We start from the raw sequence: 14435 nt of genomic DNA, 5'->3' as shown, positions 1-14435 counted from the left end.
CATTAACCATCACTTCGTATAGTAACATATTTTATACAATCAAACTGGACAGTCTAGTTTGATTGGGTTATTTTTTATACATATGGACTAGACAGTCTAGTTTGAAATAAATATAACAAGGCGACACACCATGCGAAGGATTACAACGGCCAGTCTACTTATTACCCTAGCCTTACTCTCAGGATGCAACAGCTCTAATAGCGATGCTGAGCAGCAAGCAGATACGCAGCAGCTTTTGAAAGTCAATGCTCATACATTGGCACCTTCCGCTTACTACACCGTTGAGCGTGATTATGTCGGTATGATCCAAGCGGGACAGCAGGCGAACCTTGGCGCAGAACTTGGTGGCAAAATTTCTCGTTTGCTGGTTGATGTCGGTGACAGTGTGAAAGCTGGTGAGCCATTACTTAAACTTGATACTGACCTATTACAAACCCAAGCCGATGAGCTTCGTGCTCAACAATCGCAAGTAACCGCTCAGCTCGATCTTATTGAAGCTAACTTGAAGCGCCAGCAAGCATTAAAGAAAAAAGGGTTTAGTGCAGAATCTGAAATTGACAGCTTAAACAGTCAGCGTAATGCCCTTCGAGCCAATTATCGCCAGCTCGCAGCATCGCTTGCCGCAAATCAGTTACAGCAAGAAAAGTCCACAATTTATGCGCCATACGATGGCATGATCAGTGCTCGATTTATCTCAAAGGGTGATGTAATTAATGTCGGTGCTCCAACCTTAACCCTGCTCGCAACCACCAGCAAAGAAGCACATATTGGTGTACCCGCCAAACAATTAACAAAGCTCGTTGAGCAGACTCAGTGGCAATTAAGAGTTGGGGAAAACAGTTACCCCGTCACCTTGCTAAACCCTGGTGCGCGAGTTGATGTCGGTAGCCGAACCGTCAAACTGCGCTTTAGCTTACCTGAAAATGCGAATGTTATAGATGGCGAACTCGCCTATTTACACTATAACGATAAACATCAACAGTCTGGCTATTGGATCCCATTGTCATCCATGACCGACGGTATTCGTGGCGTCTGGAATGTCTTTGCTCTTAAAGAAATAAATAACGAACTGAAAGTTGAGCGGCGTTCTATTCAGGTACTACATGCCAATAATGACTTTGCGTTTGTTGACGGTGCAATCGAGCCCGGTGAAAAAATTGTCGCTGACGGTCTACACCGTTTGGTGCCAGGACAAACTGTATTACCCATAAAAAAGCTCCCACTGCCTCTAAGTAATAATCACAATGAGGCAGCGTTATGAACATAAAGTACATCATTAATAATACTCGACTGCTCATACTTGCGGTTGGCCTGCTTATTGTCGCAGGCTTATCTGCCATTACAACGTTACCACGAGCTGAAGATCCGGTTATTCACAACCGCCATGCCAGTGTAATCACCCATTTTCCAGGTGCGACGGCTGAACGTGTAGAAGCGCTTGTTACGGAAAAGATAGAGACCCACCTACGCCAACTTGACGAAGTTAAGCGTCTTTCGTCTAATTCCCGCCCTGGTATTTCAGTAATTAGAATTGAGCTGAAAGATGAAGTGATTAACTCAGAACCAGTATGGTCTCGTGCAAGAGATAAGCTGTCTGACGTTACTCCTTTGTTACCACAAGGCACCAGTACACCTGACTTAGATGATGACCACGGTTACGCATTTACCATGCTAACCGCCTTAACATGGCAAGGCGACACCCAACCTGATTTACTCACTTTACGTCGCTATGCCATAGAATTAAGCAATCGTCTTCGCGTATTAAGTGGAACAGAGTTTGTCGATGTTTACGGCCTGCCAGATGAAGAAATACTTGTCACCTTGGATCCTAGCGCAGCCAGTGCATTAGGGCGTTCCGCTATTTCTTTATCGCAAGCTATCGGGCAAGCTGATGCCAAAAACTCGGCAGGAGAATTAGTTAATGCCAGTAATCGATTTTCCTTAGAAGTGTCAGATTCTCTCGATTCACTTGATCGTGTTCGCCGTGTCCCCGTCACCATCGATGACAATGGCTACCTTATTCGAATCGAAGACATTGCAAAGGTTGAACGTGCCGCTGCATCTCCAGCCGCTGAATTAGCTTTTGTTGACGGGAAACCGACAATCATCGTCGCTAGCCGGATGCAACCTTCGCTTCGTGTCGACCAGTGGACGAATCGCGTTAAAACATTACTCGATAACTACCAACATGAAGTACCGAGCAATGTCAGTGTCGATATCATCTTCGAGCAACAAAGCTATACAGAAAAGCGTTTAAGTGAGTTGAACAGCAGTCTACTTATGGGCTTTTCTATCATTTTGGTTGTTTTGCTGCTCACACTCGGCATTCGATCCGCCATCATCGTTGCCCTATCTTTACCTCTAACCAGTTTATTAACACTCACGATGATGAAGTTCACGGGGTTACCGATCAATCAAATGTCGGTAACAGGACTTATCGTGGCATTAGGGATCATGGTCGATAATGCCATTGTGATGGTCGATACCATTCAATACCATCGTCAGAAAGGCACCGAAAAAATTGAGTCTGCGATTCGGGCTGTAAAACACCTTTGGGTCCCCTTACTTGGCTCGACCTTAACGACCGTATTGGCTTTTGCGCCAATTATCCTTATGCCAGGCCCATCAGGTGAATTTGTTGGTGCGATTGCCGTGACAGTATGCTTTTCGCTTCTTGGCTCATACCTAATTTCTCACACGATTGTTGCAGGGTTTGCTTCTCGCTGGTTACCATCGAGCCAGTTACGTATGCGCTGGTATCACACAGGGATCACAACACCAGCACTAAGCCGAGTATTCAGAGGGTCAATAAAACAAGCGTTAAAACACCCGCTGATAACCGCTGCAATAGTTTGTATTTTACCTTTTACCGGTTTTTGGGGAGCCGGCCAATTAACCGAGCAATTCTTTCCACCATCAGACCGTGATATGTTTGAAATACAGGTTTATCTGCCTCCTCAAGCCAGTATTTATGCGACGACATATACGACCCAAGAAATCGACCAAATCATGGCGAACTATGAAGAGGTAGAACTTGTTAGTTGGGTAGCAGGTGCAAACTATCCCTCTTTCTATTACAACATGGTGGGCGGTCAAAATGGCTCCCCTTTCTTCGCTCAAGCTATGGTAAAGGTCACTGATTTTTCAGCCGCTAACCGCTTGATCCCCGAACTGCAAAAGGTGTTTGACGATACATTGCCGCAAGCACAAATTCTGGTAAGGAAACTTGAACAAGGCCCGCCGTTTAATGCACCGTTAGAGGTTAGGTTATATGGCCCGAATCTAGATAGATTAAAATCTATCGGTGAAGACATTCGTTTAATTATGGCCGAAACCCCAAATGTTACACACACCCGTGAAACACTTCAGCCCGGCACGCCAAAGATTTGGGTGAACGTCAATGAAGAAGCTAGCCAACTCAGCGGGCTGTCATTAAGTGGCTTTGCAGATGTTTTGCAAGCGTCATTTACAGGGAGGCTGAGCGGTAACATTATTGAAGCAAGTGAATCGATTCCAGTTCGAGTTAGGGTTGATGATACCAGTCGCGAAAATATGTCTCACCTCAGTAGTTTACCTTTACCTGTTCAATCTGACCCAAGCTTAGTTGGCTTGCCGGTGTTTGCTTTAGCTGATTTAGAGTTAACCCCAAGTCGAGGGGCAATACCTCGCCGTAATGGGCAACGAGTGAACGTTATTGAAGGTTATTTACGTGCAGGTGTATTACCTCAAACCGCCCTTGACCATTTCCAACACAATCTCGCGGCATACCAGCAAACACTGCCTAATGGCTACACCATTGAGTTTGGTGGAGAGTCAGCAGAGCGCGATGAATCTGTCGGTAATTTAATGGCAAACCTCACCATGGTGATCGCTTTATTGGTCTTGGTTGTTGTCATTTCATTCAACTCATTCCGCTTAAGCCAAATCATCTTTTCGGTAGGGTTTCTTGCTTCTGGTCTAGGGCTACTGTCGGTATGGGTCTTCAACTACCCATTTGGTTTTACCGTCATCATCGGCTTACTCGGCCTTGTTGGTTTAGCGATCAATGCAGCCATTGTAATTTTGGCCGAGCTCAAATCAAACCCAGCGGCGTGCCGTGGTGATACAGATGCGATTTTGGAAGCAGTCATGAGCTGTACTCGCCACATAACCTCTACGACTATCACCACCATTGGTGGCTTCATGCCGCTAATATTGGCAGGCGGCGGGTTCTGGCCACCGTTTGCGGTCGCAATAGCCGGCGGTACTTTATTAACAACGTTAATTTCTTTCTACTTTGTACCGGCGGCATTCCGCCTAGCCGTGAAATACAAACCGTTAAGTGTATCTACACCCTTAACGCTTGCTCAGTAACTGCCTGCACGCACAAAAAGCAAGCATAACAAGCGCTTACCAAGCAATACACTAAGAAGCGATAACTAAAAAAGCGAGGTGATATAAATCACCTCGCTTTTTATATTATGCCAGTATAAGGCTATACCAGCACTAGATAGCTAAACCCTTATAAACAGTGCGTTTGCAATTCACTGTATGAACGCGAGAAGTTTTCATTTGGAAAGTATTCTTTGTTGATCAGCAAACTTTTACTCGCCGCCCAATTTGCGGCGAAAGAACCATTGCCATACGGAATGTTATAAACATCAAACTGCCTCTCGTGCTTATCGAAAATCAAGTTAGCTGCCATTCTACGTGAGCGTACATTCGCATTACGGTAATACTGAAAGTCGCTTTGACAGTTCTTAACAATGTAAGACCCTCTTTCGCTACGCACACTGATATACGGCTGTTGTGTGTTGTCATAATAGTTCAGAGCCCAAACCCCAACATCAGCAACCAGCTTTATTTGCGGCAAGGGTTTTGGTGGCTCTAATATCTGTTCGGGTAGTGGTTGCTGCTTTTTATTATTATCCAACTGGTCATTATTAGCTGATACTTCCTGAATCCGCATAACAGGTTCATTTGTCGAAACTTCTGGCGAGAATAGCACTGAAACACTTTGCCATGCCAGAGGGCCATAGCTATAGACTAAAGCTATTATTAACACAGGTATAAATAAACCTAGACACCATTTACGATAATTCTTTGCACCAAGTGAATGGATCTGAGCTTTAAGTGTGTTCGATATAGGCGCTAATGATGATGAAGCCAAAGAGGATGCAGATTTTGATTTTGATGGGGCAACAGCACGCGCCTTATCGTTCGCTTCCCAACGAGCACTTTCTAGCTGTCTTTGTAAACGTAGGTTTTCACGCTTTAGCATTTTAATATCGTCTTCAAGCGCTGCTTTTATACGATCTTCATCGTCTGGCTGCGTCTTGCTGTTTGTTTCGAGTTTACGCAGCGCTTCTTTCAAACGCTTATCTAAAGAATGATATTCATGCCTCAACGCGTTATGGGCTATTTCTATTTTTTGGTATTTTGCTTTCCATTCATTGTTCGCTGCATTATTGAGAGGGCGGCTTTTAAGGTAAACGGTTCTTATCGCCTCCTCGTCCCCATTACCAGCGACCACTTTTTCGTAGGCTTGCGATACCATTTGCATCAATGTTTTGGAACCACCTTTATCTGGGTGGCATCGACTAGAAAGCTGTTTGTAGCAACGTTTTATTTCTGCAGGTGTGGAATTATTATCTGTACCAAGAATTTCATGAAAAGAGGTCATACCCAGTTAACTATTTCAGCCTTATTCTTACGCCAATGCATTAACTATATACATTGATATATATATAGCGTCTTTTATCTTACTATTTTAAGTAAGACTTATAATCACGCTATTATATAGGCTCGTTATGGATTAAACCATTTCAACTTTTAATCAGGCATTTAGATTGTGTTTCCTCATCCTAAATTCACCAGGAGAGCACCCCATATGTTTCTTAAATACACGAGAAAAGTATGACACATCCTTGAAACCTGTTGAGTGAGCGATCTGCGAGATCTTCTCTCGATCAGAGCTTAAGAGTCCACACGCCAAATCTAACCGCTTTTTAATAATATATTGTTTAAGGGTAACCCCCATCACACTATGGAAAAGACGTGAAAAATAGGTTGGTGAATAATGGCAGGCATTCGCGAGATCTTCTTCTCGTAAGGGTGCGCTTATATTTTCATCAATAATCTTCAATGCAGGCCTTATCGATAATTCACGCTGCTCAAAACCTTGTACAGGCTCTGGTGATACGCTATGAGTATGTAGACGGCTGAAGCACGCATCAATGTCTTGCTTTGTTGCACTGGCTTCAATGACATCCTCTCCCCCTGCCCGCAGAACATTCAATGCTAATTCCGCATCTAAGCGATGATATACCACCACGACTTTTGTTTGTGGGAAACGACTTTTGACCGATTGAAGCAGATCGAAGCCATTAGAAGTAGAGTCTACAACTTCTAGAAAGATCAACTCCTGGCCAGTCATCGTTGAAAGTAATTCAAAAGGCGATACGTCCACCACATCATGTGACAACTTTAGGTTTTCCTTCGCCTCTGCTATTTTATCGTAATGGCTACAACTAACCCAAATCACAACAGTCACCTTACTAATTGTGCAATGAAAACATACTGATGTATGCGTGAAGAACACTCCCTGTTTTAATTACACATCTAATCACTTTATCGTTATTATTTTTCGTCAAAAAAATGACGACTCACTAATAATTAATGCCTATAAAGCTCAAAAAATCCAGTACACCTTAGATGTTGCAAATTTAAGTTTCAATCACGATATTTTCTGCTATAGCTACCACATCAATTGGTTAGTAGTACCCGTTAGCATCATTAAGCAGCCTAAAATGAGAAAAAGTGAATAAAAAATTCATCCTTTATCGCTAAATGTTCTATCAGTTTCCTGCTTTTATTGAAAGGTGAAATATGCTTGATTTATGACCAAGATACTTCAATATGTTTATTTTCAACTGTACATAATTATCTTAAGTTTGCAGTCAGGTACGGAAAAATACTATAAGGGAAGAAATGAAGAAAAGGATTTTTGTTCTATTGGTACTCAGTTGGAGTATCTTATCACTCCCAGCAAGCCAAGCGACAACATCACCCCATACTCCAATCATTGCCGCTTATTATCCTGACTGGAAAATTTATAACAAACATAAACTTACCCCAAGCAAATTAGCCGCAGATAAACTCACTCACCTCATTTACGCTTTTCTTGCCGTTTGTGGCCCTGCAGAGTCATCACCTGTCAATATCCAAAAATTACTTGCAAAGCAGTGCCGCGACAAGCCAATTGGAACCGTCGTATTATTAGATGAATACGCCGCAATTCAAGCAAAGCTGAAGGGAGAAACCTCTTCAGCCGTCAGCTATAAAGGCAATTTTGGTCAACTGAAGTATTTATCTGAGCAATATCCTGACTTAGTTATTTTACCCAGTATTGGTGGGTGGACGCTTTCTGAGCCATTCCATACTGTTGTGCTTAGCCCTGAGTATCGTTCTAATTTTGCAAACAGTATACGTGAATTACTCGAATCCTATCCTTTCTTTAAAGGCATACAAATTGACTGGGAGTACCCCGGCGGACATGGTCTATCTGGACTTGGGCTCAATAATCGCGAACTCGAAAAGCAAGGGTATACAGATTTATTAAGTGCTGTTAGAAAACAACTTAGTGACCTTGAAGCTAAAAACCAACAACAATACGAATTGTCTGCCGCCATCAGTGCCTCTCCAAAGCATGACGGTTCAATCGACTGGCAACACGTTTCACCTTTACTTGATTACCTGTACATAATGACATTTGATTTCTTAGGTGACTGGAGCAAGGTTGCGGGACACCATTCTAACCTCTATACGACACCTACCACACCGGATGGCAATTCTGTCGTGGCTCAAGTCAAGTCGCTATTAAACCAAGGTATCGCTAGCCATAAACTTGTTATCGGGACACCGTTTTATGGTCGTATTTGGAAAGATATCGAAGGTTTTTCATCAACAAAGCTTGAAGGGCTAAGCACAACGGGGGCAAGTTCTAAAGGTTCAGATGGTGCGTCTGGCATTTTTAATTACAGTGATATAGCACGCCACTTTCTCAGCCGAAAAAAATTGGGTTATCAGTATTTTTATGATGAAAAATCAGAAGCTGCAGTTCTCTATAACCCAGAGAAACAAGAATACATCTCTTTTGAAGACCCACGTTCATTGAAAGCGAAAGCTGTATTTGTTAGAGAAAACACATTAGGAGGAATGTTTGCATGGGAAGCCACCGCCGATCATCAACACCAAATGCTTGACGCAATGCATGAAGGGCTACTAAAAAACGAACAATAAACAGCCACATCACCAACCTTCTAGCACGTAAGTATATATTTTGTACTATGAAATCTGCTATTTAGCATATTTTTATGAAGACAATCTCATTTTTATCATTTAGTATTGCTTTCGAAAATTTGAGTTCCGATGAAGACAGCAGGAGAGTGGCAAAATACTAATACGTATTGAGCCCGCCGAAGAAGTAAGCTTTCTATCCCGTTTGATACCATCAAACCATGGAGAGTAAATCTTTCAGGCACCTTACTTTTCGTATTATTACGATACGACTAGCAAGGTATGGACTGTTGTTGGAGGAGCCTCTGGAGAGATCCGTTTAATCGGACGCCGAAGGAGCAAACCTATTACATCGTGATAGGTGAAACTCTCAGGCAAAAGGACAGAGGAGATAAGTTCAACAGCTCAGAAAGTGTCATATACAACTATTCTGTAACACCATACAACGGTATTTCTGTTGTTCTTTATCTCTTCCTTTGATGTTTAAAGGTAAAGAGAAAATGAACCCACTATATAATTTATTACAAGCTATAGATAACCTCGTTTGGGGGCCTCCCCTTTTATTGCTTTTGGTTGGTACTGGTATCTACCTCACAGCTCGCCTTGGTGTTATACAAATTCGCCATCTTCCACTGGCTTTAAGCTATGTGTTTAAAGGTGACAAAAACACCAAAGCCAAAGGTGATGTGTCTAGTTTCGCTGCACTTTGTACCGCCCTTTCGGCAACGATAGGTACGGGTAATATCGTTGGCGTAGCCACTGCGATTAAAATGGGTGGGCCTGGCGCACTATTTTGGATGTGGCTTGCGGCTTTTTTTGGCATGGCGACGAAATATGCCGAGTGTCTACTGGCCGTTAAATACCGCGAAACCGACGCACATGGTCAGATGATTGGCGGACCAATGTATTACCTTGAAAAAGGTACAGGGCAAAAGTGGCTCGCTAAGCTATTCGCTTTATTTGCTCTTGGTGTTGCCTGTTTTGGTATTGGTACATTTCCACAAGCGAATGCGATTGTGGATGCTGCCTATATTTCATTTGAAATACCTCGTGAAATTACCGTTGTAGCACTGACACTGCTTGTCGCTATTGTCACATTGGGCGGTGTTAAATCGATAGCCAATGTAGCAAGTAAAGTTGTACCGGTAATGGCTGCGTTTTACATCATCGCGTGTATTACGGTGCTTGGCGCGCAATATGAAGCAATCCCTCAAGCCATTCAGCTTGTCATCAGTTCAGCATTCACTGGCCACGCAGCATCTGGTGGTTTCTTGGGTGCCGGTATTATGCTGGCGATCCAGTCGGGCATTGCGCGTGGCGTATTCTCGAACGAATCAGGGCTAGGTAGTGCACCAATGGCCGCAGCAGCAGCGAAAACAGATTCCTGTGTGCAGCAAGGTCTCATTTCTATGACGGGTACATTCTTTGATACCATCATAATTTGTACCATGACAGGCCTAACTTTAGTGGTTAGTGGTGCTTGGCAGACCGACTACGCAGGGGCTGCAATGACAAGTTATGCCTTTGCTAGTGGTCTTGATGGTAGTCCTCTTGGCCCAATTATGGTTACCATCGGTTTAATGTTTTTTGCTTTCACAACCATACTTGGTTGGAATTATTATGGTGAGCGCTGTATTACTTACCTATTCGGTGTAAAGGCAATACGCCCCTATAAAGTCTTCTTTCTGATATTGATTGCCGCAGGTGCTTTCATGAAATTAGACATGATCTGGCTAATTGCTGACATCGTAAATGGCTTAATGGCGATACCAAACCTTATTGGCCTGATCTTACTACGTGATGTGATAATTAGCGAAACCAAACAGTTTTTTGAGCAATTAACACCACCAGCAAAATCACAAACAGCGTCATATTCTTAGTCATTGTAATTATCAATAAAAACGGCACTTCAGTGCCGTTTCTTTTAAATAAGTATCTCAATAACGTTGAGATGGCTTTATATAACTAATCCAAGTAATGCGTGAGCTGTTGATACAAATCAAAACTACTATCTTCAAGCCAACAGTCAGTAATTAACCCTTCTTTTTTCAGAAAAATAACGACACCAGTCATTAATACTTGTTGCCGTTTAGTGGGAATTCGTGCCCAGCCACCACTATAAACAGCATCACACTGATAACGTACAACTGTTTTGTTACCATCCTGAATAATATCTAATACCGTAAAATCGACATTTCGAAATCGCTGACACCAAATAGCGATGAAGTTAAGATAGTCAGTGTGAGTCAAGGTGTAGCTTTTACCGCCAGGTAAATGAAAGTTAAACGGCTCAGCCGCTAATTGCGTTAAGTATTCACTATTGGCTTTTGCCCAAACATCATCGAACCAATGTAAAATCCACGCTTTTTCATCAACCATATGAGCCCGCCTTTTTCATTCCATGTACTTATGGAATAGCACAGTTCCGGCTTATTCTCAAATATGTTAATAATGTCTAAGCCTACCTATTACAAGAATCGGTATGCGTTTTCTGTTACCCACTTTTGTGCTCGTGGCTCAATCGTTATATCAGCAAGAAGCTGTGCTTTTCCCCGCCAACCGCCTTTTTCTACCTGTGACAGTCCTGCCAGCTCGCTTAAATCCAGGGCTGTTTCTATTGCTAGTTGATCGTATTTTTCTTTATCCGCAATTTGCCATGAATGAATTAATAATTCTTCCACCTCATGCGATTTGTCTGTGGCAGCAAATAACCTTGCTTTCTCACGTAAATAATAAACCTCAGCTCTTGGTTCGGCATTCTCAAGGTATAACTCAGCTTGGTCTAAGAAGTGGCGGGCATCGTCATAGCTCTCACGCATAACAAAAGTTCTTGCTATTTGGCTTAGCAATTCACTATAGAATGTTTTATCTACACTATTTGATGCCATGTTTAGCATTGCGAAAAAGGTCGTTGCAGTTAGTGCTGGCTCATCGTAGTTCCATAACGCCATATAGTCTGGAAAATTAAAATCCATATAGCGGTGACAATAAGGTACATCTTCCTGAGCGGCAGAAGATGTATTCGGTGTAAGCAGAACAGCAGAAACAAAAGTTGCTATAAATACATGCTGTGAAACTTTACTAGCACGGAAACCAGTCATATAAAACTCGTTTTGAATCAAGAGAGCTATATATAAGCGGAATTCACCTCTCAACGTCTACTTTTGTTTCTGGTTTTGGAATAACCCTCACAGGCATATACCCAAGTACTTAAAGTTACTTGGGTATATGTGTTTATTGTAATGCTAGCTGAGAAAATGCCGCTTTATAATGGGCCAAATTTGGAATATGTGTGTGGTGCTCAGTTTCTAGCCCAACTTCAACATAGTCATAGCCAAGCTCTTGAGAAGCATGTTTATTACGCTCGCCATGACCAAAAACAACACGACGATCAAATGTATAGCCCGAGTCTTGTTTTGCTCGGAATGCCGCTAACGCCATGATTTCAGTTCTGCTCACTGCATCCGATGACGAAGTAAACGTCACATTTTCAACATCCAGCCCTGCCGCGCGTAATTTTAATTTTGCCGCAGACTCCCACCCGCCTGTTGCAATAGCAATGTGGGTATCTTTGCGCTCATTCATTTTTAAAATAAAATCTTGAGCCCCCTGAACCATACAAACATCATCTGGGTTATTCTTTAGTGCTTCATTGATTAATGATAAATAGCGACTTTCAACCTTGCGGTGAATTAACGAGCGGCTTGTCGTCACGTTATGCTTTACGATTAATTCATCAAGCACACCGGCATCAGTAAGATTGCTATACAAACTTAAATCAGGGTTCATCTCTATGCCCAATACATCATGTACTGCGTGTACATAGCAGTGTAAGTCAGTATTTTCAGAATCAACCAGCGCACCATCTATATCTATTAAAAAAAGATTCATCATTCTCTCTTTGTATTCAATTTTATTGTTAATCATCTAACCGGCTTTAACACCGTTATGTTGGCTTGATCATGCTCTTGTAACGAAAATGTTGCAACCCCTATTTGGCTTGAGTCTGTAAAACCTTGTTTCAGATCACCCCTTTATATCTCAGTCACTTAATTTGTTTTCAGCGGTTACTCTATGGTGACTATTCACCGGAAATCTTATACCTTGAACATGTAAAATAAAGACACTTTGTTACAATTTTGCTATTCGCTTGCCGAGCTTTTAACAGATAGTTAAACTACTGAGGCATTAATCAGCTAAAGTGATTATCGATAATAAAAAATAAGCATATGTCGAAAAACAAAAGGAAGCCTTTATGAGCAAGAACTCTAACTCTAGTCGCCGAAATTTTCTTAAACTCAGCCTTGCTGGCGTGATTGGTATTACCGTTGGTAATAAAGTTCTCGTTAAACCAGTGCATGCGAGTGAACTCCCTCATCTTACTGATGATGATCCGCAAGCACAGGCGCTAAAGTATGTACACGAGTCGCCTGACAGTGAAAAACACTGTAGCAATTGTGCACTAATTCAAGGAAATGATGGTGATGAATGGCGCCCTTGTGCCCTATTCCCAGGCAAAGCGGTAAACGCAAAAGGTTGGTGCTCAGCTTGGGTTAAGAAACTGTAACTGAGTTCACGAGTTTAACTTACATAAAAGCCTGATTTACTCAGGCTTTTATTTAAAAAGAAATTTCGCGAGTGTAGTGACAATCTATCGAAAACAATGCTCTGCCCAACGAGCAAGTCCTGCTGTTACCGAACCAAAATAGCTGCCACTCACAACCGGGATACCCGGCAACTGTTGTTCAATGCAAGCACGCAATATTGGTGAACGAGCGGTTCCCCCTGTCATATACACAACATCTGGTTTTATACCACTTTGCTGGATGGCTTCATCGACCAATTGGCTTATCTTAACCTTTGGCGCTTCTATCGCCATGGCCATGTCATGCTGTGAGATGTCGACTTGTAAGCTTTGAGATAAGTAATCAAGGTGAACGTTAGTTTCCTGCATATCAGACAGTGAAATCTTACATTCTTCCGCTTTTCTAACCAGCTGATAGCCTAAGGTTTCATGATAAACGCGAATGAGATGTGCCAATTTTTCAGGTTCAGCAGCATCACGGCGTAACTGTTGTAATGCAGCTTGATTACTTGAACCATAAAAATCCGTTTGGGCAACAACATTGTTGATAGCAATTGGGTTCCAAAATTGACTAATTGGCATCTCAATACCTTTTTGGGTTTTACTGCCTAACCCTAACAATGGCATCAGCTGTTTGAACGCCAAATAAATATCGAGATCATTCCCGCCAACCCGTAATCCGCTATGCGCGAGTAAGCTGGCTTGCCTATCGGTTTTACCCATCCACGTTGGGCCCATTTGTATCATAGAGCAATCCGTTGTCCCCCCGCCGATATCAACCACTAGCACCGTTTTATCTTCCGTTAACGTACTTTCATACTCTAACCCCGCAGCGACAGGCTCAAATTGAAATTCAATGTGCTGAAAGCCAGCGCGCTTTGCGGCTTGTTCGAGAATACGTTCGGCTTGCTGGTTCGCTTTATCACCGCCAGTACCTTGAAAGTTAACTGGGCGTCCAATAACCGTGCTTGAAATTGATTGCTGAAGTGATAATTCTGATTGGTTTTTGATATTCGTCATCATCGCGCAAACAAGGTCTTCAAAGAAGCTGATTTGCACATCACGTAAACCATTTGCCCCTAAAAACGATTTAGGTGATTTAACGTAATACACTTCTTCAGGGTCTTCGAGGTATAAATTTAATGCTGCTTGACCAAACAGCAAGTCACCCTGCTCTACATGTATATCTTCTTCACGATTATTTGCCATTGCACGGCGCAGAACCTGTTCGCCAACAGAATCTGCGGGTTTCACATCCATAAAGCGATATAGATATTCACTCACGGCCTCACGTGTTGGCGCACATAACGTCGAAGGAATATAGTTGTTGTCGCCTTCCAGTTGAAGCTGCTGCGGCTTTCCCTGCATCATTGCGGCTACTGAGCAGTTTGCCGTGCCATAATCAAATCCTATATACATGGTTTCCTCCGAACGCAAAAAGGTCGGCAATCATACTGAATTTGAAAAAATCGTCAATCTCTTCAGTCTGATTGTATTTTTATGTAAATTTGATTTGATTGAACGACTTACTATTGATTTTCATCCATAATAGTATTTTTAAGCACAATAATAG

At 42.4% G+C, this 14435-nt stretch carries 11 protein-coding genes and 2 riboswitches; of the genes, 5 read left to right on the top strand and 6 right to left on the bottom strand.

Annotated features, from left to right (window positions below):
* The first annotated feature begins 130 nt into the window (after window positions 1-130).
* Together L4D09_RS21325 and L4D09_RS21320 are read left to right on the top strand one after the other, a co-directional pair.
* Window positions 131-1261 (top strand): efflux RND transporter periplasmic adaptor subunit, encoded by a 1131-nt coding sequence (locus L4D09_RS21325; RefSeq protein WP_428459545.1) that lies wholly within the window; start codon window positions 131-133, stop codon window positions 1259-1261.
* Window positions 1258-4353, top strand: a complete 3096-nt coding sequence (locus L4D09_RS21320; protein ID WP_428459544.1) for an efflux RND transporter permease subunit — start codon at window positions 1258-1260, stop codon at window positions 4351-4353. Before L4D09_RS21325 ends, L4D09_RS21320 begins: the two co-directional genes overlap by 4 nt.
* 148 nt (window positions 4354-4501) lie before the next feature.
* Here L4D09_RS21320 and L4D09_RS21315 read toward each other — a convergent pair whose 3' ends face one another.
* Window positions 4502-5662 (bottom strand): J domain-containing protein, encoded by a 1161-nt coding sequence (locus L4D09_RS21315; RefSeq protein WP_428459543.1) that lies wholly within the window; start codon window positions 5660-5662, stop codon window positions 4502-4504.
* Window positions 5663-5815: 153 nt separating this feature from the next.
* Window positions 5816-6523, bottom strand: a complete 708-nt coding sequence (locus L4D09_RS21310; RefSeq protein ID WP_428459542.1) for a helix-turn-helix transcriptional regulator — start codon at window positions 6521-6523, stop codon at window positions 5816-5818.
* A 446-nt stretch (window positions 6524-6969) separates the two neighbouring features.
* On the opposite strand from L4D09_RS21310, the gene L4D09_RS21305 reads away from it, so the two are divergent.
* Window positions 6970-8280 carry a glycoside hydrolase family 18 protein gene (locus L4D09_RS21305; RefSeq protein WP_428459541.1) on the top strand — a complete coding sequence of 437 codons (1311 nt, stop codon included), beginning with the start codon at window positions 6970-6972 and terminating at the stop codon, window positions 8278-8280.
* A 129-nt stretch (window positions 8281-8409) separates the two neighbouring features.
* A riboswitch (glycine riboswitch) is annotated at window positions 8410-8539 on the top strand.
* 33 nt (window positions 8540-8572) lie between these two features.
* Window positions 8573-8673, top strand: a riboswitch (glycine riboswitch).
* A 104-nt stretch (window positions 8674-8777) separates the two neighbouring features.
* On the top strand, window positions 8778-10157 hold the full coding sequence (locus L4D09_RS21300) for an alanine/glycine:cation symporter family protein (RefSeq protein WP_428459540.1): 1380 nt from the start codon (window positions 8778-8780) through the stop codon (window positions 10155-10157).
* A gap of 85 nt (window positions 10158-10242) precedes the next feature.
* Here L4D09_RS21300 and L4D09_RS21295 read toward each other — a convergent pair whose 3' ends face one another.
* From L4D09_RS21295 to L4D09_RS21285, 3 genes are all read right to left on the bottom strand, one after another.
* Window positions 10243-10656 (bottom strand): nuclear transport factor 2 family protein, encoded by a 414-nt coding sequence (locus L4D09_RS21295; RefSeq protein ID WP_428459539.1) that lies wholly within the window; start codon window positions 10654-10656, stop codon window positions 10243-10245.
* 89 nt (window positions 10657-10745) lie between these two features.
* Window positions 10746-11378 carry a hypothetical protein gene (locus L4D09_RS21290; protein ID WP_428459538.1) on the bottom strand — a complete coding sequence of 211 codons (633 nt, stop codon included), beginning with the start codon at window positions 11376-11378 and terminating at the stop codon, window positions 10746-10748.
* Between the two features lie 133 nt (window positions 11379-11511).
* Window positions 11512-12168, bottom strand: a complete 657-nt coding sequence (locus tag L4D09_RS21285; protein ID WP_428459537.1) for an HAD hydrolase-like protein — start codon at window positions 12166-12168, stop codon at window positions 11512-11514.
* 364 nt (window positions 12169-12532) lie between these two features.
* On the opposite strand from L4D09_RS21285, the gene L4D09_RS21280 reads away from it, so the two are divergent.
* Entirely contained in the window at window positions 12533-12844 is a 312-nt protein-coding gene (locus L4D09_RS21280) for a high-potential iron-sulfur protein (RefSeq protein ID WP_428459536.1), read from the top strand.
* 84 nt (window positions 12845-12928) lie between these two features.
* Here the strand turns inward: L4D09_RS21280 and yegD are convergent, their stop codons facing one another.
* The gene (yegD, locus tag L4D09_RS21275) at window positions 12929-14281 is read right to left on the bottom strand and encodes a molecular chaperone (RefSeq protein WP_428459535.1); all 1353 of its coding nucleotides are present in this window, start codon (window positions 14279-14281) and stop codon (window positions 12929-12931) included.
* Window positions 14282-14435 lie beyond the last annotated feature (154 nt).

The organism is Photobacterium makurazakiensis (assembly GCF_050336715.1).
Classification (GTDB): Bacteria; Pseudomonadota; Gammaproteobacteria; order Enterobacterales; family Vibrionaceae; genus Photobacterium; species Photobacterium makurazakiensis.
The sequence above is the reverse complement of the archived record's forward strand: the minus strand, read 5'-3'. Positions and strand labels throughout refer to the sequence as shown.